27 protein-coding genes are annotated in these 24536 nt (G+C 70.0%); 8 read left to right on the forward strand and 19 right to left on the reverse strand.

Features of this window, described 5'->3' with window-relative positions:
• Positions 1–386 precede the first annotated feature (386 nt).
• Positions 387–593 (reverse strand): hypothetical protein, encoded by a 207-nt coding sequence (locus D5S19_RS24670; RefSeq protein WP_098510162.1) that lies wholly within the window; start codon positions 591–593, stop codon positions 387–389.
• A gap of 296 nt (positions 594–889) precedes the next feature.
• Here D5S19_RS24670 and D5S19_RS33300 point away from each other — a divergent pair, with 296 nt between their 5' ends.
• The gene (locus D5S19_RS33300; protein ID WP_233574134.1) at positions 890–1414 is read left to right on the forward strand and encodes a hypothetical protein; all 525 of its coding nucleotides are present in this window, start codon (positions 890–892) and stop codon (positions 1412–1414) included.
• A 10-nt stretch (positions 1415–1424) separates the two neighbouring features.
• Here D5S19_RS33300 and D5S19_RS24685 read toward each other — a convergent pair whose 3' ends face one another.
• Both D5S19_RS24685 and D5S19_RS24690 read right to left on the reverse strand, forming a co-directional pair.
• Positions 1425–3131: an AMP-binding protein gene (locus D5S19_RS24685; RefSeq protein WP_120025779.1), complete on the reverse strand. Its 1707-nt coding sequence runs from the start codon at positions 3129–3131 to the stop codon at positions 1425–1427.
• A gap of 36 nt (positions 3132–3167) precedes the next feature.
• Complete coding sequence (locus tag D5S19_RS24690) at positions 3168–4010, reverse strand: crotonase/enoyl-CoA hydratase family protein (protein WP_120025780.1); 843 nt, start codon at positions 4008–4010, stop codon at positions 3168–3170.
• A 127-nt stretch (positions 4011–4137) separates the two neighbouring features.
• On the opposite strand from D5S19_RS24690, the gene D5S19_RS24695 reads away from it, so the two are divergent.
• Entirely contained in the window at positions 4138–5013 is an 876-nt protein-coding gene (locus D5S19_RS24695) for an alpha/beta fold hydrolase (RefSeq protein WP_120025807.1), read from the forward strand.
• On the opposite strand, the gene cobA is transcribed toward D5S19_RS24695, so the two are convergent.
• From cobA to rpmB, 5 genes are all read right to left on the reverse strand, one after another.
• Entirely contained in the window at positions 5001–6230 is a 1230-nt protein-coding gene (gene cobA / locus D5S19_RS24700; RefSeq protein WP_120025781.1) for a uroporphyrinogen-III C-methyltransferase, read from the reverse strand. The genes D5S19_RS24695 and cobA overlap by 13 nt on opposite strands.
• Before the next feature lie 118 nt (positions 6231–6348).
• Complete coding sequence (gene rpsR, locus D5S19_RS24705) at positions 6349–6594, reverse strand: 30S ribosomal protein S18 (RefSeq protein WP_120025782.1); 246 nt, start codon at positions 6592–6594, stop codon at positions 6349–6351.
• A gap of 4 nt (positions 6595–6598) precedes the next feature.
• Positions 6599–6904 (reverse strand): 30S ribosomal protein S14, encoded by a 306-nt coding sequence (gene rpsN / locus D5S19_RS24710; RefSeq protein WP_120025783.1) that lies wholly within the window; start codon positions 6902–6904, stop codon positions 6599–6601.
• The gene (rpmG, locus tag D5S19_RS24715) at positions 6904–7071 is read right to left on the reverse strand and encodes a 50S ribosomal protein L33 (RefSeq protein WP_116205050.1); all 168 of its coding nucleotides are present in this window, start codon (positions 7069–7071) and stop codon (positions 6904–6906) included. The genes rpsN and rpmG overlap by 1 nt, the downstream gene beginning before the upstream one ends.
• Positions 7072–7308, reverse strand: coding sequence for a 50S ribosomal protein L28 (rpmB, locus tag D5S19_RS24720; protein WP_120025784.1), 237 nt, complete (start codon positions 7306–7308; stop codon positions 7072–7074).
• A 77-nt stretch (positions 7309–7385) separates the two neighbouring features.
• On the opposite strand from rpmB, the gene mrf reads away from it, so the two are divergent.
• The 4 genes from mrf to D5S19_RS24740 are packed head-to-tail and all read left to right on the forward strand — an operon-like array spanning position 7386 to position 10139.
• Positions 7386–8639, forward strand: a complete 1254-nt coding sequence (gene mrf / locus D5S19_RS24725) for a ribosome hibernation factor-recruiting GTPase MRF (RefSeq protein WP_120025785.1) — start codon at positions 7386–7388, stop codon at positions 8637–8639.
• Entirely contained in the window at positions 8636–8890 is a 255-nt protein-coding gene (locus tag D5S19_RS24730; RefSeq protein ID WP_098510171.1) for a type B 50S ribosomal protein L31, read from the forward strand. Before mrf ends, D5S19_RS24730 begins: the two co-directional genes overlap by 4 nt.
• Positions 8890–9048: a 50S ribosomal protein L32 gene (rpmF, locus tag D5S19_RS24735; protein WP_120025786.1), complete on the forward strand. Its 159-nt coding sequence runs from the start codon at positions 8890–8892 to the stop codon at positions 9046–9048. Before D5S19_RS24730 ends, rpmF begins: the two co-directional genes overlap by 1 nt.
• Positions 9045–10139, forward strand: a complete 1095-nt coding sequence (locus D5S19_RS24740; RefSeq protein WP_120025787.1) for a GTP-binding protein — start codon at positions 9045–9047, stop codon at positions 10137–10139. The genes rpmF and D5S19_RS24740 overlap by 4 nt, the downstream gene beginning before the upstream one ends.
• Before the next feature lie 115 nt (positions 10140–10254).
• On the opposite strand, the gene D5S19_RS24745 is transcribed toward D5S19_RS24740, so the two are convergent.
• From D5S19_RS24745 to D5S19_RS24795, 11 genes are all read right to left on the reverse strand, one after another.
• Positions 10255–11559, reverse strand: coding sequence for an MFS transporter (locus D5S19_RS24745; RefSeq protein ID WP_120025788.1), 1305 nt, complete (start codon positions 11557–11559; stop codon positions 10255–10257).
• 275 nt (positions 11560–11834) lie between these two features.
• Complete coding sequence (locus D5S19_RS24750; protein WP_233574135.1) at positions 11835–12542, reverse strand: GPR1/FUN34/YaaH family transporter; 708 nt, start codon at positions 12540–12542, stop codon at positions 11835–11837.
• Positions 12543–12572: 30 nt separating this feature from the next.
• Complete coding sequence (gene groL, locus D5S19_RS24755) at positions 12573–14264, reverse strand: chaperonin GroEL (protein WP_120025789.1); 1692 nt, start codon at positions 14262–14264, stop codon at positions 12573–12575.
• A 58-nt stretch (positions 14265–14322) separates the two neighbouring features.
• Positions 14323–15348, reverse strand: coding sequence for an NAD(P)-dependent alcohol dehydrogenase (locus D5S19_RS24760; RefSeq protein WP_120025790.1), 1026 nt, complete (start codon positions 15346–15348; stop codon positions 14323–14325).
• The gene (locus tag D5S19_RS24765; protein ID WP_120025809.1) at positions 15345–16076 is read right to left on the reverse strand and encodes an iron-sulfur cluster assembly protein; all 732 of its coding nucleotides are present in this window, start codon (positions 16074–16076) and stop codon (positions 15345–15347) included. Before D5S19_RS24765 ends, D5S19_RS24760 begins: the two co-directional genes overlap by 4 nt.
• Positions 16077–16093: 17 nt before the next feature.
• Positions 16094–17131, reverse strand: a complete 1038-nt coding sequence (locus D5S19_RS24770) for an amidohydrolase family protein (protein ID WP_120025791.1) — start codon at positions 17129–17131, stop codon at positions 16094–16096.
• A gap of 30 nt (positions 17132–17161) precedes the next feature.
• Positions 17162–17533, reverse strand: a complete 372-nt coding sequence (gene mimD, locus D5S19_RS24775) for a propane 2-monooxygenase effector subunit MimD (protein WP_120025792.1) — start codon at positions 17531–17533, stop codon at positions 17162–17164.
• Entirely contained in the window at positions 17530–18699 is a 1170-nt protein-coding gene (locus tag D5S19_RS24780; RefSeq protein ID WP_120025793.1) for a ferritin family protein, read from the reverse strand. Before D5S19_RS24780 ends, mimD begins: the two co-directional genes overlap by 4 nt.
• Before the next feature lie 36 nt (positions 18700–18735).
• Positions 18736–19785 (reverse strand): NADH:ubiquinone reductase (Na(+)-transporting) subunit F, encoded by a 1050-nt coding sequence (locus tag D5S19_RS24785; RefSeq protein WP_120025794.1) that lies wholly within the window; start codon positions 19783–19785, stop codon positions 18736–18738.
• A gap of 91 nt (positions 19786–19876) precedes the next feature.
• Entirely contained in the window at positions 19877–21529 is a 1653-nt protein-coding gene (locus D5S19_RS24790) for a ferritin family protein (RefSeq protein ID WP_120025795.1), read from the reverse strand.
• 135 nt (positions 21530–21664) lie between these two features.
• Positions 21665–21934 carry a hypothetical protein gene (locus D5S19_RS24795; RefSeq protein WP_120025796.1) on the reverse strand — a complete coding sequence of 90 codons (270 nt, stop codon included), beginning with the start codon at positions 21932–21934 and terminating at the stop codon, positions 21665–21667.
• Positions 21935–22097: 163 nt separating this feature from the next.
• Between D5S19_RS24795 and D5S19_RS24800 the strand changes: the two genes are divergently transcribed.
• Complete coding sequence (locus D5S19_RS24800; RefSeq protein ID WP_233574136.1) at positions 22098–23921, forward strand: sigma-54-dependent Fis family transcriptional regulator; 1824 nt, start codon at positions 22098–22100, stop codon at positions 23919–23921.
• Between the two features lie 17 nt (positions 23922–23938).
• Entirely contained in the window at positions 23939–24529 is a 591-nt protein-coding gene (locus D5S19_RS24805) for a hypothetical protein (protein ID WP_233574137.1), read from the forward strand.
• Positions 24530–24536 lie beyond the last annotated feature (7 nt).

Consider the following 24536-nt stretch of genomic DNA (forward strand, 5'->3'; position numbering starts at 1 on the left):
GCCTTGCTGTTCCTCACCGAATACCGCGCCCGCACAGTAAAAAACGCGGCCCCGGCCTGACACTCGGACAGGTCGCCCTGCTCCTGCAGAACCTGCTCACATGCTGGACCGGGGCCTGCGCCCTCTGCCAACGAGAACTACCCCCATAACAAAGCCCTATCAGAGTCCGTGAAGGGTCCCTTCACGGACCTCTACACCGACTTTGCCGGAACCCTGGCCGCAGAGTCCGTGAAGGGTCCCTTCACAGCCTGCGCGACCGGAACCGGCAGGGTTCCAGGATCCGGCGCCGCGGCACCCGATCGTCCGAAACCGGGATCCGGCGCGGCCGGGAGGACCGGCCGCGCGGGCACGGTTCAGCCGGGCAGGAAGTTCGCCGGTGCGGATGCTCAGCGGGACCGGCGGTGCGTCCAGCCGCGGCGGCGGAGCTGGGCGGTGCTGAGGGCTTCGGGGCGGCCCCGGTCGTCGCAGCCGACCCAGCGGGGGCGTCCGCGGCCGGATTCGAGGACGTAGGGGCGGTCGCTGCACCACACGACGCTGCAGGGGGCGGTGGGCGGTTCGGCCGGCTCCGGGCCGGTGGCGGCTTCGGTGCTCATTCTGTGCGCTGCTCGTGCTTCCTGACGCGATCCTCGCGTCGGCGACGGGTTTCGGGGATCCGGGCGCACCGGGTGCGTCCATCCGGTATTTCGGCGGCCGGGCGCCGGGCGTTAACGAACCGGCCGAATATTCCTCCGATCGATTCCCCGGAACCCCAGCGGTTTCACGATGCGGAACGGACCCCGTCCGTCCACAGTAGACGGGCATGGGGCGCGCCGGTGCCGTGTCGCTGCGTGCCGCGGGAGCGTTGACGGGCGACAATGAACGCCGAGCAGCCCACGGCGAAAGGACCCCGGTGCGCCTGTCGAAGTCCGTGTCCGGCCCGGTGTGCGTGGCCGCGCTGTCCCTCGTGTGCACCGCCTGTTCGGGGGATTCAGCGCCACCACCGCCACCGACAGCAACGTCGTCCGCGGCCGGCGCCGCGCCCTCGCCGAGCACGCACGCTCCTCCCCCGTTGCCGGCGGCCGCGGAGACGACGGCACAGCAGCCGGCTCCGAAATCCGCTGCCCCGCCGCGGAGCGCGCCCAAGGCCTCCCCCGCGCCGGCACCGGGGACCTGCGGCACGATCACCGCGGCCGGCGGGCTGACGCTTTACGTCTACGACAGCCGGGCGGGTGGCGTCTCCTGCGCCGATGCGACGTCGCTGGTCAAGAAGTTCCACGCGACGATCGCCGGGCGGCAGAGCGCCGGCTCGAACGCCGCGGTGGACGCGACCGTCGACGGCTGGCTGTGCACCTCCGGCCCGCCCGCGGCCCAGGGCGGCACCACCTGCAGCAAGGGCGAGCAGACCGTGCTGGCCGCGGTGGTGCCGGCCGAATAGCCCGGCGGGGTCAGGACTTCAGGTCCGGAAAGTCCTCCTCGCGGAACTCGCCCGCGGGCCGCTGTCCCTCCTGTTCCCGGCCGCGCAACTCGACCCGGCGGATCTTGCCGGAGATCGTCTTCGGCAAGTCTGCGAACTGGAGTCGCCGGATCCGCTTGTACGGCGCGAGATGTTCCCGCGCGTAGGCGAGGATCTCCCGCGCGGTGCCCGCGTCCGGCTTGTGGCCCGCGGTGAGCACGACGTAGGCCTTGGGCACGGCCAGCCGGATCGGGTCCGGCGCCGGCACCACCGCCGCCTCGGCGACCGCCTCGTGTTCGAGCAGCACGCTTTCCAGCTCGAACGGCGAGATCCGGTAGTCGGAAGCCTTGAACACGTCGTCGGTGCGGCCGACATAGGTGATGTAGCCGCGTTCGTCGATCGAGCCGACGTCGCCGGTGTGGTAGTAGCCGCCGCGGAACGCGGCCGACGTGCGCTCGTCGTCGGCGGCGTAACCGGACATCAGGCCGACCGGCCGGTGCGCCAGGTCCAGGCAGATCTCGCCCTCGGCCGCGCGCTCGCCGGTCACCGGGTCCACGAGCGCCACCACGAACCCGGGCAGCGGGCGGCCCATCGAACCCGGGACCACGTCCTGACCGGGCGTGTTGGCGATCTGGACACTGCTCTCGGTCTGCCCGAAACCGTCGCGGATCGTGACGCCCCAGGACTTTTCGACCTGGCCGATCACCTCCGGGTTCAACGGCTCCCCGGCGCCGACGACCTTTTTCGGCGGCGTGCGCAGCGCACCGAGGTCGGCCTGGATCAGCATCCGCCACACCGTGGGCGGGGCGCAGAAGCTGGTGACGCCACAGCGATCCATCCGGGCCATCAGCGCCACCGCGTCGAAACGCGTGTAGTTGTAGAGGAACACCGTCGCCTCGGCGTTCCACGGCGCGAACACGTTGCTCCACGCGTGCTTGGCCCAGCCGGGCGAGGAGATGTTCAGGTGCACGTCGCCCGGCTCCAGGCCGATCCAGTACATTGTGGACAGATGTCCGACCGGATAGGACACCTGGGTGTGCTGCACCAGTTTCGGCTGCGCGGTGGTGCCGGAGGTGAAGTACAGCAGCAGCGGATCTCCGGCCGCGGTCGGCCCGTCCGGGGTGAACTCCGCAGGCTCGGCATACGCGGAGGCGTACGCGTGCCAGCCGGGCACCTGGTCGCCCACCGCGATCCGGGTGTAGTCGCCTTCGACGCCGGCGAACTTCTCCGCGTCGGCCGAGCGCACCACGACGTGCCGGGCCTGCCCGCGCGCGACCCGGTCGGCGAGGTCGGCCGGGCCGAGCAGGGTGGAGGCCGGGATGATCACCGCGCCGAGCTTGATCGCGGCGAGGATGGTCTCCCACAGCTCGCCCTGGTTGCCCAGCATCAGGATCAGCCGGTCACCGCGGGCCACGCCGAGCCGGCGCAGCCAGTTCGCCACCCGGGCGGAGCGCTCCGCCATCTCCGGGTAGGTCCAGCGGTTCTCGGTGCCGTCCTCCTCGACGATCCACAGCGCGTACCGCCGCGCGTTCGCCGGATCGCGGGCCACCACGTCGAACCAGTCCAGCGCCCAGTTGAACTCGGCCGGCTGCGGCCAGGCGAAGTCGCGGTAGGCGGTGTCGTAGTCCGTCCGGTGTGCCAGCAGGTAGTCGCGTGCCTCCCGGAACTCCCGGTGGCCCGCCGAAGCCTCATCGCTCACGTCGTACTCCTCAGCTGCTCGGCCCTGTCGCCTGTTCTACTCGCCCTTGAACTCGGGCGCGCGGCGCTCCAGGAAGGACTGGATCGCCTCCTGCAGATCCTTGCTGGGCAGGAATGCGGAATTCCACGCGGCGACGTAGCGCAGGCCGTCGGCGATCTGGCGCTCGGTGCTGGCCGAGAGCACCTGCTTGGTGCCCTGCACGACCAGCGGCGGGTTGGCGGCGATCTCCGCGGCCAGCTCGCGGGCCTTCGCCAGGAGCGTCTCCTGGTCCGGGTACACGTCGTTCACCAGCCCGATCCGCTCCGCGCGGGCGGCGTCGATGTCACGGCCGGTCAGCGCCAGCTCACGGGCGTGCCCCTCGCCGACGATGGTCGCGATCCGCTGCAGGCTGCCGAGGTCCGCGACGATGGCGACCTTCACCTCGCGCACGCTGAACTTGGCGTCCGCGCCGGCCAGCCGGATGTCCGCGGCGGTGATCACGTCCACGCCGCCGCCGACGCACCAGCCGGAGACCGCGGCGATCACCGGCTTGCGGCAGGCCGCGATCGAGCTGACGGCGGCCTGCAGCCGGCCGATCACCGCGTGGAAGTCGGTCCGCGGGCCGGCCAGCGCGTCCCCGGCGAGCAGCGGCGCCCACTGGCCCATCATGGCGGGCAGGTCGAGCCCGTAGGAGAAGTGCTTGCCCTGACCGGTCAGCACGATCGCGCGGACCCGCGGGTCGGCGTCCAGCCCGCCGAACACCTCCGGCAGCTCCCGCCAGAAGTCCGGGCCCATCGCGTTGCCCTTGCCGGGGCCGAGCAGGGTGACCTCGGCGACCGGGCCGTCCAGGCGGACTTCCAGGGACACCAGGCCGGAATAGGGGGCTTCGGGTGCGCTCATAAGGTCATCTTGGCGCATCCGCCGCGCCGCGAACCATCCGGTTGACAGCGTGCCAATGCGGTCGCGGGATGCTTTCCTGGAGATCCACCGGTCGCGGGCCGCCCGTGCCGGTGCGAGGGAGGTGAGCATGACCCAGGCTTCCGCACCCGCCGAGGACGCGCCCGGCCCGGTACCCGGCGTACCCCGGCGATCCCGCCCGATCGAGCTGGCCGGTTCGTTCCGGTACGACGGGCACCGGCTCTGCTACACCGAGTTCGGCCGCGGCGACCGCGTCGTGGTGCTGATGCACGGGATGATGTTCACGCGGCGGATGCACGCGCCGCTGGCCCGGAAGCTGGCCGGGGCGGGGTTGCGCGCGGTGACCCTCGATCTGCTCGGGCACGGCGATTCGGACCGGCCGACCCAGTCGTGGCGCTACTCCATGCCCGCCTTCGGGGAGCAGGCGCTCGCTCTGCTGGATCACCTCGGCGTGCCGGACGCGGTGCTCGGCGGCACCTCGCTCGGCGCGAACGTGGCGCTGGAGGCCGGGGTCCTGGCACCCGAGCGGACGCGCGGACTGGTGGTGGAGATGCCGGTGCTGGACAACGCGATCGTGGGCGGCTTGCTCACCTTCGCACCGCTGCTGTTCGCCGCGCGGTTCCTGCCGCTGGCGGTGCGCGGGGTGGCGGTGGCGGCGCAGCTGGTGCCGCATGGCAACCAGTGGGTCGACGTGGTCACCGACACGCTGTCGCAGGAGCCGGAGCCGATGGCCGCGCTGTTGCACGGCGTGCTCTTCGGCCGGATCGCGCCGCCGAAGTCGGTCCGGCACGAGATCACCGCGCCGACGCTGGTGATCGGGCACGAGGGCGACCCGATCCACCCGTTCGGCGATGCCGGCAGCCTGGCCGCGGACCTGCCGAACGCGGAGTTCGTGCGTGCCCGCAGCCCGATCGAACTCCGGTCCGACCCGAAGCGGCTCACCACGGCGATCCGCGACTTCGCGTTGCGCTGCTACCCGTCCTGACCGCGGGTCAGTCCGGCCACCGGGCCGAAGACGATCACCGCGGGCGGGCGTACCCCCGCGGCCTCCGCGTCGTCGACGATGTCAGACAGGGTCGAGCGCAATGCACGCTGCGTACGCATCGTGCCGTCCTCGATGACTGCCACGGGGGTGTCTGCCGGACGCCCGCCCTCCAGGAGTGCCTTCGTGAACAACGGCAGCCGTTCCACCCCCATCATCAGCACGATGGTGCCGCGCATCCGGGCGAGCAGGGACCAGTCGACGAGGGAACGGTCGTCGCCGGGCGCGACATGGCCGGACACCACGACGACCTCGTGCGCGACGCCGCGGTGCGTGACCGGTACGTCCGCGACGGCGGGTACGGCGAAGGCGCTGGTAATACCTGGCACCATGGTCACCGGTACGCCCGCTTCGGCGCATGCCTGGACTTCTTCGAAGCCGCGGCCGAACAGGTACGGGTCACCGCCCTTCAGCCGGACGACGAACTTCCCTTCGCGGGCCTTCTCGATCAGCGTGCTGTTGATGAAGGCCTGGCTCGCCGCGCGCCCGTACGGGATCTTCGCCGCGTCGACGACTTCGACTTCCGGCGCCAGCTCGTCGAGCAGCTCTCGCGGCGCGAGACGGTCCGCGACAACCACGTCGGCGCGCGACAGCAGCCGACGCGCCCGCACGGTGATCAGGTCGGGATCGCCGGGGCCACCGCCGACCAGCGCGACGCCGGGGAGGTCTTCTGCCGTCGCGGCATGGACACGGTCGTCGTCGACGGTGCCGGAGTGGAGGCCGTCGAGGATGCTGTCGCGTACGGCGGCCGAGCGCAGCGGCTCGCCACCGGACAGCACGCCGAAGAGCAACCCGCCGTGTCGCCCGGTCGCCGGGGTCACTGCGCTGCCGGACACGCCTTCGTCCGCGCGTACGCAGAACACGCGCTCCTTCTCGGCCTCTGCGCACACCGCGGCGTTCACCTCGGCGTCGTCGGTGCACGCGAGCGCGTACCAGGCCGCGGTGAGGTCGCCTTCGGCGTAGCGACGCTCGTGCCACACGAGTTCGCCTGCGTCGGCCATCGCACCGACTGCGGGCGTCGTGTGCGGCGAGACCAGCTCCACGCGCGCGCCCGCGCGCAAGAGCCGCGGCAGGCGACGCTGAGCGACGGAACCACCGCCCACCACCACAACGCGGCGGCCGGCGAGCTGCAGTCCGGAGAGGTAGTGCGGGTCGTCCATGCCCGAAGTCTGCCTGGCCGCCTTCGCCCGCGCGCGACCAGGGCCGGAATCCCCGCCCTGTGCCAGGGAACGGACCGGCGGGGGAACTTTCCGGAAAGTTCCCCACACCGGCCCGGGGTCAGCCGCGAGCGGCCGACGGATAGGGCAGCAACGCCATCTCGCGGGCGTTCTTGATCGCGACGGCGACCTGTTTCTGCTGCTGCGGGGTCAGGCCGGTGACCCGGCGGGCCCGGATCTTGCCGCGGTCGGAAATGAACTTCCGCAGCAGGTCGATGTCCTTCCAGTCGACCGTCTTGACCCTCGCAGCGTGCAGCGGGTTGACGCGGCGACGCTGGAGGACACGGTCCCGGTTCGGCTTCGGCATCGACTCACCAGCTCGACTTCGAGACGCCGGGCAGCTCGCCATTGTGCGCCATTTGCCGCATCCGGACCCGCGACAGGCCGAACTTGCGCAGGTAGCCACGCGGCCGGCCGTCGGCGGTGTCGCGGTTGCGGATCCGGGTCGGGCTCGCGTCCCGCGGCATCCGCTGCAGCGCCACCACCGCGTCGGCCTTCTCCTCCGGGGACGAACCGGGCGCAGCGATCACCGCCTTCAGCTCGCGCCGCCGCTGGACGTAGCGGGCGGCGATCACCTTGCGCTGCTCGTTCTTCGCGATCTTCGACTTCTTGGCCATCAGCGTTCTTCCTTGAATTCCACGTGCTTGCGCGCGACCGGGTCGTACTTGCGCAACACCATGCGGTCCGGGTTGTTGCGGCGGTTCTTCTTCGTCACGTACGTGTAGCCGGTGCCCGCGGTCGACCGCAGCTTGATGATCGGCCGGATGTCGGTGCTCTTGGCCATCTAGAACTTCACCCCCTTCGCCACGAGTTCGGCGACCACGGCGTCGATGCCACGCTTGTCGATCGTCTTCATGCCCTTCACCGACACCTTCAGCCGCACCGTCCGGCCGAGGCTCGGCACGAAGTAGCGGCGGGTCTGCAGATTGGGCTCCCAGCGCCGCGAGGTGCGGCGGTGCGAATGCGAGACCTGCTTGCCGTAGCCCGGCTTGCGGCCGGTGACCTGGCACACGGCTGACACGGACCCTCCCGAGTTGGTAGTGACATTCGTTTTCATCTAGGCTGCGACTGTACCCCGATCCGTCCCCTGGAGTCCCAGTGCCCCTTCCCCCGCGTGTGCCGCTCGTGCTCGTGAGCGGCCTCGCCCCGGCCCCGAACGACGAACTCGCCGCGCTGCTGCACGGCGGCCCCGGCACCGCCGTCGTCCACCACGACCTGCGTGAGATCTCCTCCGGCGTGGTCCGCCGCCGGCTGCGGCTCGGCGCCCGCGACGAGCTGACCGTGCTGGAGCTGGCCCACGGCTGCGTCAACTGCACACTGCGCGAGGACCTGCTGCCGCTGCTGCGCCGGCTCGCCCGGATGCCGGAGGTGGACCGGATCGTCGTGCGGCTGGACGAGGCGATGGAGCCGGAGCCGGTGAGCTGGGCGATCGGCAACGTGCTGGTCGACGACCGGCCGGTGGTCGACGACGTCGAACTGGAGGCGGTGTTCACCGTGCTGGACTGCGCGACCTGGCTCGCCGACGCGACCGGCGACGAGCTGCTCGCCGAGCGTGGCCTGCAGGGCAGCCCCGAGGACGAGCGGACCGTCGCGCAGGTAGCGCTCGCCCAGGTCGAATCCGCGGACGTGCTCGTGCTGGCCGGCGCCGCCACCGACGCTTGGGGCGCAGCCAAGGCCGCCGCGGTCCTGGACCGCGTGGCGCCCGGCGTGCCCCGCGTGGAACTCGGCCATACCGACGTCGCCGGCCTGTTCGCCGCGATTCCGGCCGACGCCCGCCGTGGCGAGGTCACCGACATGCACGGCGCGCTGCTGCGCGGTGGCCCGCCATTGCAGGCGGATTGCGGCATCGAGCTGTACACCTTCACCGCGCAACGGCCGTTCCACCCGGAGCGCCTGCACGACGCGATCGACGTGCTGCTCGACGGCGTGGTCCGCACCCGCGGCCGAGCCTGGGTGGCCAGCCAGCCGGACGTGGCGTTCTGGATCGAGTCCGCGGGCGGCGGGCTCGGCATCGGCCACGCCGGGCCGTGGCTCGCCTCGCCGTCCGGCCCGGACTGGGCCGAGGTCTCCCCCGAACGCCGCACGCTCGCCTCGCTGCGCTGGGACCCCGTGTACGGCGATCGCGCGCAGGAACTCGTGGTGATCACCGACCAGGCGAGCCCGGACGAGATCGAGGCCGCGCTGAAGGGCGCGCTGCTGACCGACGCCGAGCTGGCCGAGGGCGAGGACGCCTGGCGCGCGTACCCCGATCCGTTCGGGGAATGGCACGAGGACCCGTGCGAGGACTTCGCCGAGACCGACGAGATCGAACGGCATGCCAATGCCGCCAACCGGAAGGACGAAACGCAGTGAAACCCGGCATCCATCCCGACTACCATCCGGTGGTGTTCAAGGACTCGTCGACCGGCGACGCGTTCCTCACCCGCTCCACCGCCACCTCGGACCGCACCGTCGACTGGTCCGACGGGCACACCTACCCGCTGGTCGTGGTGGACATCAGCGCCTGGTCACACCCGTTCTGGACGGGCAACCAGCGGATCGTCGACTCCGCGGGCCAGGTCGAGAAGTTCCACCGGCGCTACGGAAAGCGGGGTGCGCGCTGATGGCCGTGCCGAAGCGGAAGACCTCGCGCAGCAACACCCGCAGCCGCCGGGCACAGTGGAAGGCCGCGGTGCCGGATCTGGTGCCGATCGTGGTCGACGGCGAACGGAAACTGGTGCCGCGCAAGCTGATCAAGCACTTCCAGCGGCTGGAACGGTGAGCCTGCCGGTCACCGTCCTTTCCGGATTCCTCGGTGCCGGGAAGACCACGCTGCTCAACCACATCCTCGGCAATCGCGAGGGACTGCGCGTCGCGGTGATCGTGAACGACATGAGCGAGGTGAACATCGACGCCGCCCTCCTGCGGGACGGGGTTTCCCGCACCGAGGAGCGGCTGGTCGAGATGACCAACGGGTGCATCTGCTGCACCCTGCGCGAGGATCTGCTGGACGAGGTGGCGCGGCTGGGCGCCGAGGGCCGGTTCGACCACCTGCTCATCGAGTCGAGTGGGATTTCCGAGCCGATGCCGGTCGCGGCCACGTTCTCCTTCCCCGGCGAGGACGGTGCGCCGGTGCTCACCGGCGCCCGCCTGGACACGATGGTGACCGTCGTGGACGCGGTGAACTTCGCCCGGGAACTGGCCGCCGGAGAGTCCCTTGCAGACCGCCGGATCGACCAGTACGAGGGCGACGAGCGCACCGTCAGCGACCTGCTGATGGACCAGGTCGAGTTCGCCGATGTGCTGCTGCTGAACAAAACCGACCTGGTCTCCCCCGCCGAGCGTGACCGGCTGGTCGCGACCCTGCGGCGGCTGAACCCGGCCGCCGACGTGGTCACCGCGACGTTCGGCCGGGTCCCGCTGGAGCGGGTGTTCGGCACCGGCCGCTACGACGCCGAACGGGCGCAGCAGGCACCCGGCTGGGTCGCCGAACTCAACGGCGACCACGTGCCGGAGACCGAGGAGTACGGCATCTCCAGCGTGGTGTTCCGTGCGGAGCAGGCGTTCGATCCGGTTCGGCTGTGGGATTTCGTCACCGGACGGCTGGATTCCGGCGAGTTCGGCACGGTGCTGCGGTCGAAGGGATTCTTCAGCCTCACCTCCCGGCCGGGCACGCTCGGGCTGTGGTCCCAGGCCGGTTCGGTGGCCCGTTTCGAACCGCAGGGCGTCGTCGGCGAACCCCGGCAGGAGCTGGTGTTCATCGGCGTCGAACTCGCCGGGGACGCCCTGCTTTCCGCGCTGACGGACTGCCTGTCCACCGTGCCCGCGAGCGCCGATCCGTTCCCCGAATGGGAACCAGTACACGTCCACTGAGGACAACTCGGCCGCCGCCGGTAAAGGGCTGTGAAGGGACCCTTCACGGACTCTGGGTCCGTGAAGGGTCCCTTCACGGACTCCGCGAGGCCCGGACCGCCCGCGAGCACCTCGGTCACGACCGCCGCTGCAGCACCGAACGGCGCAGCAGCGGGATGCCCAGCACGATCAGCACCGCGGGCAGCACCGACGAGCCGAGCACGATCGCGGTGACCGCCGAATCCGGCTGCGCCGCGGCGGAATCCGTGCTCGACACGTAGCCGCCCGCCTGCAGCACCAGCCCGAACAGCCCGGGGCCGAGCGCCAGCCCCAGCGTCTCGGACGCGGTCCACACCCCGGCCGTGATGCCCGCGCGGGTCTCGCCGGTGCGCTCCTCCTCGTCGCTGATCAGGTCCGGCAGGATCGCCAGCGGGAACACCGAGATCCCCGCGTAGCCGACCCCGGCCAGCGCGACGAACACCAGCGTGACCGCGAACGGCAGCACGTCGGCGAAGTACATCGCGACGAGCCCGGCGAAGAACGAGACGGTCGCGATCCGGAACCCGGCGAGCTTGCCCCACCGCCGGCCCAGCCGCGGCCACAGCGGCATGGTGACCAGCGCCGGTCCGACGAACGCCACGAAGATCACCGTGCGGTAGCCGGGATCGCCGAGCACGTGCTGGGCGAAGTACGGGATCGCGGCGAGCACGGTGCCGATGCCGAGCGCCTGGATGAAGTAGACGCCGAGCAGCCAGCGGAACGGCCGCCACTGCGCGATGGTGCGGACGAGTTCCTTGATCCGCACGGTGTTCGGCCGCAGGGAGCCGACCGGCGCGTCCCGGAGTCCGAAGTAGACCCCGAGTGTGGCGAGCAGGATGATCACCGCCATCACCAGGCCCATGACCCGGTAACCCGCCACGCCGGAGAGCGCGTCGGTGATCGCCGGGGCGCCACCACCGGCGATCAGGATGGCCACCGCCAGCACGCCGATCCGCACGCTGGTCAGCCGGGTGCGCTCGGCCGCGGACTCGGTCAGCTCGGCGGGCAGCGCGTTGAACGGCACCTGGAAGAAGGCATACGCGGTGGCGCACAGGAAGAACACGACCACCACGTAGGCCGCGTCCGCCACTGGCTTGCCGAAGCCCGGATGCGCGAACAGCGCGGCGAACAGGATCGCCACGCCGATCCCGCCGCGCAGCAGATACCGCCGCCTGCTGCCGGTGCGCACCAGATCGGCGTCCGAGAGCCGCCCGGCGATCGGGTTGAACACCACGTCCCACGCCTTGGGCACGAACACGATCACCCCGGCCGCCGCGGCGGGCACCGCCATGGTGTCGGTCAGATACGGCAACAGGAGCAGCCCCGGCACGGTGCCGAACGAGCCCGTGACGAACGAGCCGAGCGAATAGCGGTAGATCGTCCGGCGGGGCAGCGTCGCCAAGGGGTCCTCCTGCAAGGGCGGTCCGGCGAACGCATACCTGATCGATCATCGCCGGTGGCCGGTAGTGGTCGGGGGGAATCGTGCCACCGTCGTAATGCACGCCCCGTACCGGCCCACGCCCACCTTCCCCGCCGCCGTGACGCTCCGTGCGGCGGGGGGCTGTGAAGGGACCCTTCACGGACCCTGAGGCTGTGAAGGGTCCCTTCACAGCCTCGATCGGCGGGCGGGAGAGTACGGGCCGGCGCGGGACCCGTCCTCTCCGCCCGCCTCAGGGGTTACGAAATGAGCGGCGCGCCGAGCGGCGGGGAGGGCCGCTTCGCTCCCATGGCGGTCAATCCGACGTTCACGAACGCGCAGAAGCCCAGGAACGCGAACACCAGGACCACGTACCCGGCGACCTTGAGCAGAGTGGCGTTGCCGGTGTGCGCGGAGGCCGCGCCCAGCGCCAGGGCCACCACCACGAGTCCGACGATCGCCGGGTAGATCGCCGGCAGCCGCAGCACGGGAATCAGCAGGAACAGGAACAGGCAGCCCCAGGCGATGAAGAACAACTCCTGAGTGCCCGAGACGGCCGCCGCGTTGGTCCCGGCGATGCCGTACCAGTCGTGCGTCAACCCGAGCAGGAGTGCGCCGAGGCTGAGCCAGAACCCGGAGAACGTGCCGGTGATCCCGGCGACCATCGTCTGTCCCAGCGCCGCGGCCCACACGGTGACCACGCCGAGGAACAACCCGGTGCCCAGCAGGACGATCGGGATGACCGAGCCCAGCGTGACCGCGGGCAGGGCGCCGATCAGCGCGACGCCCAGCGCGAGCGAGCCGACCGCGAAGATCGGCAGTGCGACGATCAACGGGTCGCCGCCGGCGGCGACGCCGGCTTCGGGCGGGGCTTCCGGTGCGGGCGGGTGCTCCCGCTCGACCATCGTGCGCACCTCGTGCGCGCTGGGCGTCGCCGGCGATTCGTTGCTGTGTACTTCGTGCGACATAGCCATCAACCTCTGTTCCTTCGACCGGAATCAACCCACGGAAGGCCCCATTCCGAGTGACTGCGGTGTGCTGGCATCCGGCGAGGGCTGATGCAGGCCCTCGTCGAGCGGACCGAACTCGGTCATCAGCGCCGGGCTGCCACCCCAGGGGGTCTGTTCCTCGGCGATCAGCGAGTTCGTGGTGAGCAGTAAGCCCGCCACCGAGGCGCCGTTCTGCAGCGCCGAACGGCAGACCCGCAACGGATCGAGCACGCCCAGCTCGATCAGGTCGCCGTAGCGTTCCGCCAGGGCGTCGAAGCCCTCGTCGTCCCCGAGCCCGCGGGTCCGTTCGACGACCTCCTGCGCCGGGCACCCCGCGTTGGCCGCGATCAGGAACGCCGGTTCGCCCAGAGCTCGCCGGACGATCTCCGCGCCGGTCGCGTAGTCGCCGTCGAGATCGAGGCCGGACAGGACCTTCTCCGCGTGCAGCAGCGCGGCGCCGCCGCCGGCCACGATGCCCTCGGCCATCGCGGCCCGGGTCGCCGACAGCGCGTCCTCGACCCGGTGCTGCAGTTCCTTCAGTTCGGCCGGCGTCGCCGCGCCGACCCGGATCAGCGCGACCTGCCCGGTCAGCGCGCCGATTCGCTCGGTGAGCACGTCCTCGTCGATCCCGAACTGGGCACGCTCGCGTTCCGCCCGCAACTGCCGGACCCGGAATTCGACGTTCTCGGCCGACCCGCCGCCGCCGACGATCGACGTGGCGTTCGCGGTGACCCGCACCTGCCGGGCCCGGCCCAGATGTTCGAGGGCCATCGTCTCCATGGTGAAGCTCGACTGCCGGGACAGCACCGCGCCGCCGACCACGGCCGCGAGGTCCTCCAGCTTGTGCAGCCTGCGGTCGCCGAATCCCGGTGCCCGCACGGCCACCGCCCGGAAGGTCCCGTTGACGTGGTTGTGCACCAGCATGCTCAGCGCGGAGCCTTCCACCGTCTCCGCGATCAGCACCAGCGGCCGGGGCGCCCGCATGATCTTGTCCAGCACCGGCATCAGCTGCTGCACCTTCGTGACCTTCTCCGCGCACATCAGGATGTAGGGATCGTCGAGCACCGCTTCCAGCCGGCCCGGATCGGTGACCAGATACGGCGAGACGTAGCCGTTGTCGAATTCGAACCCTTCGACGAATTCGATGCTCATGCCGAGCGTGGGCGACTCTTCGACGGTGACGACGCCGGTTTCGCCGACGGTGTGCAGTGCCTTGGCGATGATCCCGCCGACCGCGTCGTCGTCGTTCGCCGAAATGGCCGCCACCCGGGCGAGATCCCGTTCGTCCCGGATCGGGTGCGCGGCCTTCTCCAGGTGCTCGACCAGCCGGGCCACGGCGTGGTCGATACCGCGCTTGAGCAGCACTGGGTTGCCGCCCTCGGCGATCGCGGCCATGCCCTCCCGCACGATGGCCTGGGCCAGCACCGTCGCGGTGGTGGTGCCGTCCCCGACCACGTCGTTGGTCTTGATCGCGGCTTCCTTGACCAGCTGGGCGCCCATGTTCTCGAACTGGTCCTTCAGGTGGATCTCCCGGGCGATGGTCACCCCGTCGTTGGTCACCACCGGCGAACCGGTGATCTTCTCGATGATCACGTTGCGGCCCTTGGGCCCCAACGTCGATTTCACCGCCTCCGCGAGCTTGTCGACTCCGGTCCGCAGCAGGTCGCGGGCCTCCGGGCCGAAGCGCAGTTCCTTGGCCATCGTGCGTGCTCCTCTGTGTCCTCCAGCGTGGGGGTCCACCGGCGGGGCCGGGGAGGGATCAGGGCGTGAGGATCGCCCGGCCGCGCACCCGGCCGTGGTCCAGATCGGCGAGTGCGTCCAGCGCGGCGTCCAGCGGGTACTTCACGGTGTGCAGGGCGACCCGGCCGGTCTGCGCGAGCACCATCAGCTCGGCGAGGTCGTTGTAGGTGCCCACCAGGTTGCCCACCACGCTCCGCTCGGTCGAGATCAGGTCGATCGCGGGAATTTCGAGGGTGCCGCCGTACCCGATCACGAACTGCGCGCCACCCCGCCGGGTCATCGCGAACGCGTCCTGCTGGGCGCCTTGCTCGGCGACGAAGTCCAGCACCACCTCGGCACCCTGCCCGCCGGTGAGGTCCAGGACCGCGTCGACCTGCTTGCCGTCGGCGAGCACGGTCTGGTCGGCACCCAGCTCCTCGGCCAGGGAAAGCGCCTCGGCATTGCGGTCCACCACCACGATCGTCGTCGCGGTGAGCGCGCGCAGCGACTGGATGCCGATGTGCCCCAGTCCCCCGGCGCCGTTGACCACGCACACCGTCCCCGGGTACAGCAGCGGGACGGCTTTGCGCACCGCGTGGTAGGCGGTGATCCCGGCGTCGGCGAGCGCGGCGACGTCCTCGGGCCGGGTCCCCGGGTCGAGCTTGATGCACGCCCTGGCCGAAGTGAGCAGGTACTCGGCCATGCCGCCATCGCAGTCGATGCCCGGGAAAGCCGAATTCGCGCAGTGCATGTCGTTTCCCGCGCGGCAGGCCGGGCACAGCCCGCACGTCGGTGTCGGGTGCAGGATCACCGGATCACCGACGTCCACAGTGGACACCGCCGAGCCGATATCGTGCACCCAGCCCGCGTTCTCGTGCCCGATCGTGTAAGGCAGGGTCACCCCGGACTTCTCCGCCCACTGCTGCTCGATGATGTGCAGATCGGTACGGCACACACCGGCGCCGCCGATCCTGACGACGACGTCGAACGGGCCTTTGACGGTCGGCTCGTCGACCTCCTCGATCACCGGCTGCTGGTGGTAGGCGTGCAGCCGCACGGCTTTCATGATCTGCCCTCCTCTTCTGCGACCTGCGGATAGCGAGCGCGCAGCATGCCGCGGCAGACCGCCGAGTTGGCCTCCTGACCGGTCCGCGTCAGCCGCGCCAGACCCAGGTGCCGGGTCAGATCCCGGGCCGGCACCGCGGCGCCGGTCCACGAGTCGACCAGCAGCGGGTCATCGTCCCCGGCGGGCAAGCCCAGCTCATGCCGACGAGCACGCAGCCGTTCCCGGTCGGCGCCCGCGGGCGCGTCACCGAGGGTCAGCCCCGCCAGCTCGGCCCGGTCCCGGCCCGCGGCCGTCAGCGCCCGGCACACCCGGTCGGTCCCGGCCAGCACGGCCTTGCGCAGGAAGTCCGCGCGCAGCCCGTCCAGCTCGTCGACCGCCTCGCCCGCGAAAGACGCGACGAAACCGGCACGCGCCGCGACTCCCTGGTTGATCGCCTCGGCGGCGAAATGGTCCTGCAGCACCACTTCGGTCGTGCCGACGCCCGGCACCGAAGACACCGCGTCATAGGCGTCCGCGACCATCAGGAAGGCGAAGTTCGGCGCGCAGAAGTAGGTCGGCAGCCGCAGCCGCACGACCACCCGGCCCGCCGCGACCTCCAGTCGCTCGACGAACCCCAGATCGGTGACCGGTTCGTCCAGCTCGGGGTCCCGCACCGTGTCCAGCGCCGACCGGACCGCCGCCGCCAGGTCCCCGGAGGGGGCGACCGGCAGCGGAGCGGTCCGGGCCATCGCGGCGTCCGTGGCCGTCATGGCCCCGGCACACCGACCGGTTCGACGACCGGCGCGTCCTCGACCCGCAACTCGGCGGGCACGTCGATGTCGTACAGCCGGGCCGCGTTGAGACCGAGGATCTTCTTCTTCTGGACCACCGTCAGCGGCGCGAAGTCGGACAGTTCGTCATCGGCGGGCATGGTCCAGTCGACGAAGCCCTCCACCTGCCACTTCGGTTCCCAGATCGCGTAGTCGGCGCCGAAGATCAGCTTGTCCTCGCCGAGCCAGAACATCAGCTCGCCCATGACCTTCGCGAAGAACTTCGGCCGTGCGTGCATCAGGCCGCCGACGACGACCGCGAGGCCGGCGTAGACGTTGCGCTCCTGGGTGGCCATGAAGCAGAAGTCCTCGATGCGCGGCAGGCCCACGTGTTCGACGATGAAGTTCAAGCCCTGGAAATTGGTGGCGACGTAATCGATGTCGGACACATCGAAGGCGTCCTTGTCCAGCGGCCAGATCGTCGGTCCTTTGTGGACATGAATGTTCCGTACCCCGAGTTCCTCGCACTTTTCCAGGTACCGGGCGGCTTCGGGATCCTTGAGGCTCCAGCCGCGCGAGTCGCCCCGCCACTCGGCGGTGTAGAGCTTGACGCCCTTGCAGCCGTAGCGCTTCACCCGTTCCTCGAACGCGCGCATCCCCGCTTCGCCCTCACGCGGGTCGAACGTCGTGTTGACCAGGAACCGGCCCGGGTGCCGCTCCGCCATAGCGCCGTCGGATTCGGTGGTGTTGAACCCGTCGACGTACCACTGCCGGAGGTTGGTCGGCTGGAAGATCGCCTTGTCCACGTGCCCGACCTCGAACAGGTCGTGCATCATCAGCTCTTCGGAGTACTTCTGGAACCGGTCGATCGGCCAGTGCGTGTCGGGCGGGCCGAGCCCCTGGTAGGCGTGGAAGCACTCGATCCAGCCCTTCGCGTACTCCTCCTGCCCGGGCACCCAGTTCTGCGGGCTGGCGTCCCAGAAGTGCGTGTGGCCGTCGACCACGAAGTACTTTTCGCCGTCCTTCTCATACATCGTTGTCCTCCCGGGGCTCGCGCCGGCGGTTCAGCGGAGGGGTTTGAGGTCGAAGTCGAGGTACTCGGCCGCGTCCTCGGGGTTGGCGAACATGATCGTGCGATCGTCGAGGTGCACCATCCGGCCGTAGTGGGTGGACATGCTCTCCTCGAACTCCGCGGAGTTGAACCAGCCCTCTTCCTCGCCGGCGGCCTCGTCGACGTCCGCGTACACCAGGTCCATCCGGCCCACCGCGTCGACCCGGATCATCGACGGCAGCGGGGTGATGGTGACATTGTCGTAGCGGTCCATCACCTCCGAGACGATCACGCCGACCTGGTTGTTCATCAAGGTGAAGCCGCACCGGTTGGAGGCGGTGCTGTCGACTTTGAACGGGCTTTCCGCCGTGGTGAACGTAGTCACTGCGCCAGCTCCTTCGGTGTGTGCAGGCCGAGATCGGACAGGATGCCCTCGAACCGGCTCTTCGCCCGGTCGAGACCGTCTTCGAACCGGGGTGGCTTCGCGTCGGGCTGCGACCACACCGGCTGCAGCGTCCGCACCGCGGCGAGGCAGCGGGGCACCCAGTTCGCCAGCCACTGCTGCAGCAGATTCTTGTTGTGCTCCGCGAACTCCCGGTCGTCGGTCAGCAGCCGGAACATCGCCCGGGTGTAGCGCAGGTCCCGCTCGGCGAAGTCGTACTCCTCGGCACCGACGATGGTCGGGGTGACGAAGTCCCCGTTGGCCGGCGCGGCCTGCTGGACCAGGTTGCTGCGGAACATCTCCCCGACCAGCGGCTCGAACACCACGTTGCCCGCGAAGACCGCCTCGCACCAGTCGTCGATTCCGGTCAGCTCCTCGGCGACCCGGCGAACACCCTGCCAAGCCGGGTCGGAATCCCACGTGCTCAGGTGGGCCGATCCGTCGAAGCCCTCGATCTCCTCGGTCAGGGTGAGGTTGTACAGCGCGAGATCCTGCGCGGCGCGGATCCGGTGCATGCTGTTGACCGAGATCGCGTTGTTGTGCATGTTGGTCGGCGCGCGCCGGTTGGCGTTGGCGAACAGGTAGAGGCCCAAGCCGTGGTCGACGTGCATCCACGCGCCCAGGTGCTGCGCCACGAAGGTCACCCAGTTCGGGTTCCACTGCTCGAAGGCCTTGCACTGGCGCGCCGCCTCGACGTTCTGGTTCAGCTGGCGGACCACGTTCGCGTTGTAGCGGTAAAGGGTCATCTCCCATTCCTCGTTGGGGTCACGGAATTCGTGCCACCCCAGCGCGGGCCAGTCGTACCCCTTGCCGCCGGTGCCGCGCCCGTGCGGGGGCACGGGACGGTCGCTGCCCCAGGCCTTGAGCTTGGTCCACTCCAGCGGATAGCCGCCGACTCCGTTCGAGAATCCGTACAGCCAGCCCTGCGACAGGTAGTGCCGGGGATCGGGCTGCACTTCGACCGTGACGTCCTCGTAGTGGCTCTGCTTGCGTTTGGCCGGGGTGAAGTAGGTGAACCGGCGCAGGCTCGCGTCCGGGAAATTCTTCGCGCCCGCCTCGGCGTCGGTGAAAACCGGCTTCGGCACGCTGCGCTCTGGCGTGATGGTCATCGGCTCTTCCTTTACCTGTCAAGGCATTCGTCCCGGTCAGGGCCCGTCCGGCTCCCCGGTGGTGGTGAACTTGTCGTAGAAGACGCGTTTCTCCGCGACCCCGAGCTTCGGCAGCAGGTCCAGCGCGGCCTCCACCATCGGCGGCGGCCCGCACACATACGCGTCGGCGCCGGTCAGATCGGACTCGTTGTGCCGCAGCACATCGGTGATCAGGCCGGTCGCCCCGTCCCACTCGTCCTGTTCGCCGGGCTCGGATAGGGCGGGCACGTAGCGGAACGACGGCAGCGTCTGCTCCAGCGCCCGCAATTCCTGCTCGAAGCACAGATCCCGCCTGGCCCGCGCGCCGTAGTAGAAGGTCGCCTTCCGGTCGATGCCGCGGTCGGCCATCGACCGCAGCAGCGACAGGATCGGCGCCATGCCCGCTCCGCCACCGACGAAGACCAGATCGGCGCCCGGGGAGTCCCGCAGGGTGAACGCGCCGAACGGCCCGGAGACCTCCAGCCGGTCGCCGGGGTGGACCTGGGTGTCGAGGAACCGCGAGAACAACCCGTCCGGATAGATCTTGATCACGAACTCCAGCCGCCCGCCCGCCCGGCCCGGCACGTTCGCCATCGAGAACGACCGGGTCTCCCCGGTGCCCGGGATCGCGAAATCCAGGTACTGCCCGGGAAAGAACTTCAGTTCCCCCGGCTCGACCAGCGCCACGATCAGGTGCCGCAGATCGTGCGTGACGTGCTCGGCCGAGACCACCTCCACGACCGCCTGCACGATCGGCAGCCCGGAGCGGATCATCTCCTCGTCGTAGTTGAGCAGCTCGATCGTCAGGTCCTCGTAGGCGTGCGCCCGGCACAGCAGCGTGAACCCCTCCTCCTTCTCGTAGTCGGGCAGCGCGAAGGTCGAGTAGCGATCCAGCTCGACATCGTCGCCTTCGAGCAGGAACGACTTGCAGGAGGCGCACTGGCCCTCCTTGCAGCCGTGCATGAGCAGCACGCCCTGCTCGGCCGCGGCGCGCAAAACGGTCTGGTCCTCGTCGGCCTCGATCTCGATCCCGACCGGCTCGAACCGCACCAGGTGCTTTTCTCCCATGGCTCCTCATCGGGTCCGGCGCTGCGCTCCGCGGCACCGGCGGCGGAAGGACCCGGTGGAACCCTTCCGCTGCCGGCTCTCCCGGCCCGCCTCAGACGTTCGCGGGCGCCGGGCGCCCGGCCGGTCCCTGGCGGTTGTAATCGGCCGCGAACGCGGCCCGCTCGGCATCGGTCATCTCGTTGAGCAGTACGTTCGGGCTCTGCAGCGGCGGGCACCGGCGCAGGTGGTCCAGCGTCCACATCTTCTTCGGATCCAGGTTCAGATGCGGCTGCGCGACCAGGGTCTTCCCGTCGTCGCGGACGTAACCCATGTCGGACACGACGTCCGCCCAGTTCCAGCCGTGGTAGAGGGTCTCCCACTCCCGCAGGCCGATCAGCTGGCCCATGTTCGGCGTCTGCCGGCCCTGGTAGGTCGGCCGGAACGCCTCGGCGTCGGTCCAGCGGCACGGCTCCGAGCAGTAGGTCCGCCACTGCCCGTCCACCTTCTCCATGACCATGTCCTCGCGGACCAGGCACGGCACCATGCAGGTCCAGCAGCGGTGCGGGTACACGTAGTCGACGTCTTCCAGCGCGATCGGGTTGTGCCCGTTCGGCATGGACAGCCGCGCGTAGTTCTCCCACCACTTGCCGTACTTGTCATACCAGCCGGGGTACTTGTACTCGAACCACTCGAAGTCCTCGTCGGTCATCGGGTCGATCCGCCAGTAGTTGGCCAGCCAGCCGGTCGCGAAGAACTGGGCGACCTCGTGCACGTACCCCTTGTTCCAGATCTGGTTCCACGCCTCCTCGATCAGGTCATGCGGAATGACCAGGCCGTACTTCTCCAGCGGTACCAGGTAGCTGCGGTAGTAGTCGTCGTAGATCCAACGGCGCCACATCTCCGCGTAGCTTTCCCGTTCCTTGCGGCGGTCCTTCGTGCCGTATTCGATGAACGTGCCGATCGCGGCGTCCACCACGCGGTGGTTGTTCCACCACGCGTACCGCAGGTCGCGTTCGAGCAGCTGGTGATTGCTCTCGTCGGACAGTGCCATCAGCAGCGTCGCGTAGCCGTTGCTGATGTGCCGGGACTCGTCGGACTGCACCGAGTGGAACACCGTCGGCAGCAGGTAATCGCCGTTGGCGGCTGCCTCGGCGGGCATGGCCACGAACAGCGTGTTGGTGAACGCCGTCTCCGCGACGATCGTCAGGTAGATGCTGGCCGCGGTGATCGCGTCACCGGTGATGAACCCCTCGGCGAACTGCCGGCCGATGGTCCCGCAGTAGTCGTTCTGGAAGTTGCGCAGGCTGGAATTGAAGCCTGCCGGGTCGATGTAGTTGTTCATGTAGAGGCGCTTGAGGTTCTGCTGGATCGTGGAGTGCCGGACCTCGTCGATCATCTGGATCGCCTGGCCGTTGTGCAGCTCCGGATTCGGCACCGTGCGGAACAGCAGCGGCATCGCCCGGGCCGCCGAGATCTCCGGCAGCGGGATGATGCTCAGGAACAGCTTCTGCCACTCCAGCCAGCGCTCCTGCACCTGACGGAACATGTTGCCGCGGATGGCACCGTCCTCCGCGCCGTACACGCGGTGGTCCTTTTCCTCCTGCATCGGGAAGTAGGACCGCAGAACCTGCTTGAGCGGGTCCTTCTTCTTCGCCTTCTGGAAGGTGTAGTCGGTCCCGTACTGCGACACCGGCTCGTGATAGGCCGGTTCCCAGGACAGTTCCTGGATCTTCTGATGGGCCTTCGCCACACTCTGGCGGCTCATGGGTCTCTCCTCACCCGTCGCTCGCACCGACGGCTGGTGCTGCACCGACCTGGCGCCCGGATCGGGCAGCACGGTTCGGCTCGGGACGCACGTCCCACACTTCGATTAGAAGCCCGCCCGCGCGGGCGCCGAGTCTCAATCTGGGACATCTCCGGGCTCGTCCAGCAGCGCCGTGCGCAACCGTGCGAGCTCCTCCTTCGCGACGTCGCGCGCCCGCTGGTCGCCCTGCGTTTCCGGCACGATCCCGAGCGCGCACAGCAGCCGCGCGGCCGGTTCGCCGGGATTGCCGGCCTCCCCCAGGACCGGGTGCAGGCCCTGATCTGCCAGGTACCGGAAGACCAGGTCGACGATCGTCCACGGGTTGCAGGTCTGCGGTGCCGGCCGGTACGGCCGCTCGCCGGACATAGGGCGCCTCCTTCGTCCCCGTAATCCAGCAGACGCCCGGACCGGTCCCGAAGCTGTCTCAATCTGAGACACCGCCGGGGCGCGTGCGGTCCCGTACGCTGGCACCCAGGACACCCGCATGCGTTCCTTCCGCCGTGCCCGGCGGGCGCAGGAGGGAGATCCCGTGGACGATCTTCCCCAATCGAAGAGTCCTCCGGCCACCGTGGCCGCCGACGACGACAACCTGGCGCAGGCCCGGGTGCGGTTCCTGACGTCCGCGGCCGTCGAGACCGACCAGGTGCGGCAGCCGATCCTGTCCTCCTGGCGCCGCTCGCGCGATCTCCGGGTGCCCGCCGATCACATCGCCCTGCCCTACGTCGACGACCGGGATCTCGAGGTCCCCCTCGTCCGCGGCGCCGCGCCCGTGCTCGCCCGGCTGGGTGACCAGCTCGCCGGACAGCCGATCAGCCTCATCGTGACCGACCCGAGCGGGGTCGTGCTGAGCCAGCGCACCGGCGACCCGGACCTGCACCGGCATCTGGAGGGCGTGGAGTTATTGCCCGGATTCAACTACGGCGAGCGGTTCGTGGGCACGAACGGGATCGGGACCGCGCTGTACGAGGGCCGGCCGGCGCACGTGTTCGGCCACGAGCACTACGCCGAGCACCTGGAGGACCTCGCCTGCGCGGCGGTGCCGATCCAGCACCCGATCTCCGGCAAGACGATCGGCGCGGTCGACCTCACCTGCTGGCGCAGGGACGCCGGCGGGCTGCTGATCGCGCTGGCCCGCACGGCGGCCGAGCAGATCCGCCAGTCGCTGCTGCTGCACAGCAACATCCGTGAACTGATCCTGTTCCAGGCATATCTGCAAGCCTGCCGCCGCAGCACGGGCATCGTCATGGCGGTCAACGACAACCTGGTGATGATGAACGACGCCGCGCGGCAGCTGCTGGACCCGGCCGACCAGACCGTGCTGCTGGCCCACGCCGCCGAAGCGCTGGCCACCGGCCCCCGAGCGACCGCCACCGTCGCGCTGACCACCGGGAGCCGGGTGCGGATGCACTGCCGCACGATCAGCGGAGACAACGAGACGTCCACCGCCGGCACCGTGCTGTCGGCCAAGCTCCTGGAGAACGACGACGAGCGGGTGCAGGCGGCACCGATCCTGCCGCTGTTTCTGCCGGGCGTGGTCGGCTCTTCGGCACCGTGGCTGCGCTGCTGTCACGAAGTCGACGACGCCTACGCGCGGCGGGACTGGCTGGTCCTCGCCGGCGAACCGGGCACCGGCAAGCACGCCGTGGCCCAAGGCGTCCACCGGCGGCACAACCCGGCGGGCCGGGTGCACACCCTCGATGCCGCGCTCGCCGGTCCGTCCTGGGACCGGGAACTGGTTGAGGAGCTGCTCACGGATCCGGTCGAAGCCCTGATCGTCCGGCACGCCGACCAGCTCGGCGTGTCCGAAGCGCACACCCTCGCCGACGTTCTTCGCGAAGCCCGCTCGCCGTCCGGCGCGAAGCCGCCGTGGGTCGTGCTCACCTTGGGTTCCGACACGGAGACCGGGTCCGAGCTGGCCGCCCTTCTGTCACTCTTCCCGCGCACCGTCACCGTCCCGCCGCTTCGCGCGCACGCCGAGGATTTGAGCGAGCTGGTTCCGCTTTTCCTGTCCAAACTCGGCCACGGTGGCCAGCTCACCTGCGCACCGACGGCGATGCACCTGCTGATGCGCGCTGCCTGGCCGGGCAACGTCACGCAGCTCTACGAGGTGCTCAAGCGAGTCGGGCAGCAGCGCCGGACCGGAGCCGTCCATCCTTACGATCTGCCACCCGAGTTCCACACCGTCGCACGCAAGCAGCTCAACCGCCTCGAAGAGACCGAACGCGACGCGATCGTGCGCGGCCTGGAGGACGCGGACGGCAACAAGGCCCGCGCGGCCCGGCTGCTCGGCGTCTCGCGAGCGACGATCTACCGCAAGATCCACGAGTACGGCATCGTCACCCCCGACCACTGAGGCAGGCAGGCCCTCCCATGACCAACTCGTCCGCCAGACCGTCCTCCATCCGGCAGCTCGCCACCCCGGACGCGCAGGCACTGGCCGGGCTCGTGTCCGCGCTCGACGAGTTGCAGACCGTGCTGACCTGCTGCGAACGCCTGATCGCCGCGCTCGCCCGGGACGGCGAACGCGACGACCTGACCGTGGAGTCGCTCTGGACGACCGCGCTGCTGTCCTACGCGCGATGTTTCGCCCGCGGCCCGCTGACCGACGAGGACGTCACCTCAACCCGGCTGCGCGGCGAAGTCCTGGAGTGGCACAAGGTTTTACGGAAGCTGCGCAAGCACTACGCCGACCCCTCCCGCAACCCGCGCGAGCAGTTCACGGTCGGTGCCGCGCAGGATGCCGGAGGACACGCCGCCGGCATCGCCGTCACCTCCACCCCGCACGCGGCGCTGGACGACACCACCGTCCGCCAGACCGGCGCGCTGGCCTACGAACTCAGCGGGATCGTGGAGCGCAGGATCACCGAGCACCAGGACCGGCTGCGCCGCGCAACGGCGTCGATGTCCGTTGCGGAGCTGGAGAAACTGCCGTTGATCGAAGTCTCCCCGGAGCGCCTCTGATCGGCCG

This window comes from Amycolatopsis panacis (genome assembly GCF_003600245.1).
In the GTDB taxonomy this organism is placed as follows: Bacteria; Actinomycetota; Actinomycetes; order Mycobacteriales; family Pseudonocardiaceae; genus Amycolatopsis; species Amycolatopsis sulphurea.

Excerpts from the sequence above, each read along its gene's own strand:
- D5S19_RS24670 (WP_098510162.1), bottom strand. The coding sequence starts at position 593 with ATGAGCACCGAAGCCGCCACCGGCCCGGAGCCGGCCGAACCGCCCACC.
- D5S19_RS24690 (WP_120025780.1), bottom strand. The coding sequence starts at position 4,010 with ATGAGCGCACCCGAAGCCCCCTATTCCGGCCTGGTGTCCCTGGAAGTC.
- D5S19_RS24695 (WP_120025807.1), top strand. The coding sequence starts at position 4,138 with ATGACCCAGGCTTCCGCACCCGCCGAGGACGCGCCCGGCCCGGTACCC.
- cobA (WP_120025781.1), bottom strand. The coding sequence starts at position 6,230 with ATGGACGACCCGCACTACCTCTCCGGACTGCAGCTCGCCGGCCGCCGC.
- rpsR (WP_120025782.1), bottom strand. The coding sequence starts at position 6,594 with ATGCCGAAGCCGAACCGGGACCGTGTCCTCCAGCGTCGCCGCGTCAAC.
- rpsN (WP_120025783.1), bottom strand. The coding sequence starts at position 6,904 with ATGGCCAAGAAGTCGAAGATCGCGAAGAACGAGCAGCGCAAGGTGATC.
- rpmG (WP_116205050.1), bottom strand. The coding sequence starts at position 7,071 with ATGGCCAAGAGCACCGACATCCGGCCGATCATCAAGCTGCGGTCGACC.
- rpmF (WP_120025786.1), top strand. The coding sequence starts at position 8,890 with ATGGCCGTGCCGAAGCGGAAGACCTCGCGCAGCAACACCCGCAGCCGC.
- D5S19_RS24750 (WP_233574135.1), bottom strand. The coding sequence starts at position 12,542 with ATGTCGCACGAAGTACACAGCAACGAATCGCCGGCGACGCCCAGCGCG.
- groL (WP_120025789.1), bottom strand. The coding sequence starts at position 14,264 with ATGGCCAAGGAACTGCGCTTCGGCCCGGAGGCCCGCGACCTGCTGCGG.
- D5S19_RS24760 (WP_120025790.1), bottom strand. The coding sequence starts at position 15,348 with ATGAAAGCCGTGCGGCTGCACGCCTACCACCAGCAGCCGGTGATCGAG.
- D5S19_RS24765 (WP_120025809.1), bottom strand. The coding sequence starts at position 16,076 with ATGGCCCGGACCGCTCCGCTGCCGGTCGCCCCCTCCGGGGACCTGGCG.
- D5S19_RS24770 (WP_120025791.1), bottom strand. The coding sequence starts at position 17,131 with ATGTATGAGAAGGACGGCGAAAAGTACTTCGTGGTCGACGGCCACACG.
- D5S19_RS24780 (WP_120025793.1), bottom strand. The coding sequence starts at position 18,699 with ATGACCATCACGCCAGAGCGCAGCGTGCCGAAGCCGGTTTTCACCGAC.
- D5S19_RS24785 (WP_120025794.1), bottom strand. The coding sequence starts at position 19,785 with ATGGGAGAAAAGCACCTGGTGCGGTTCGAGCCGGTCGGGATCGAGATC.
- D5S19_RS24790 (WP_120025795.1), bottom strand. The coding sequence starts at position 21,529 with ATGAGCCGCCAGAGTGTGGCGAAGGCCCATCAGAAGATCCAGGAACTG.
- D5S19_RS24795 (WP_120025796.1), bottom strand. The coding sequence starts at position 21,934 with ATGTCCGGCGAGCGGCCGTACCGGCCGGCACCGCAGACCTGCAACCCG.
- D5S19_RS24805 (WP_233574137.1), top strand. The coding sequence starts at position 23,939 with ATGACCAACTCGTCCGCCAGACCGTCCTCCATCCGGCAGCTCGCCACC.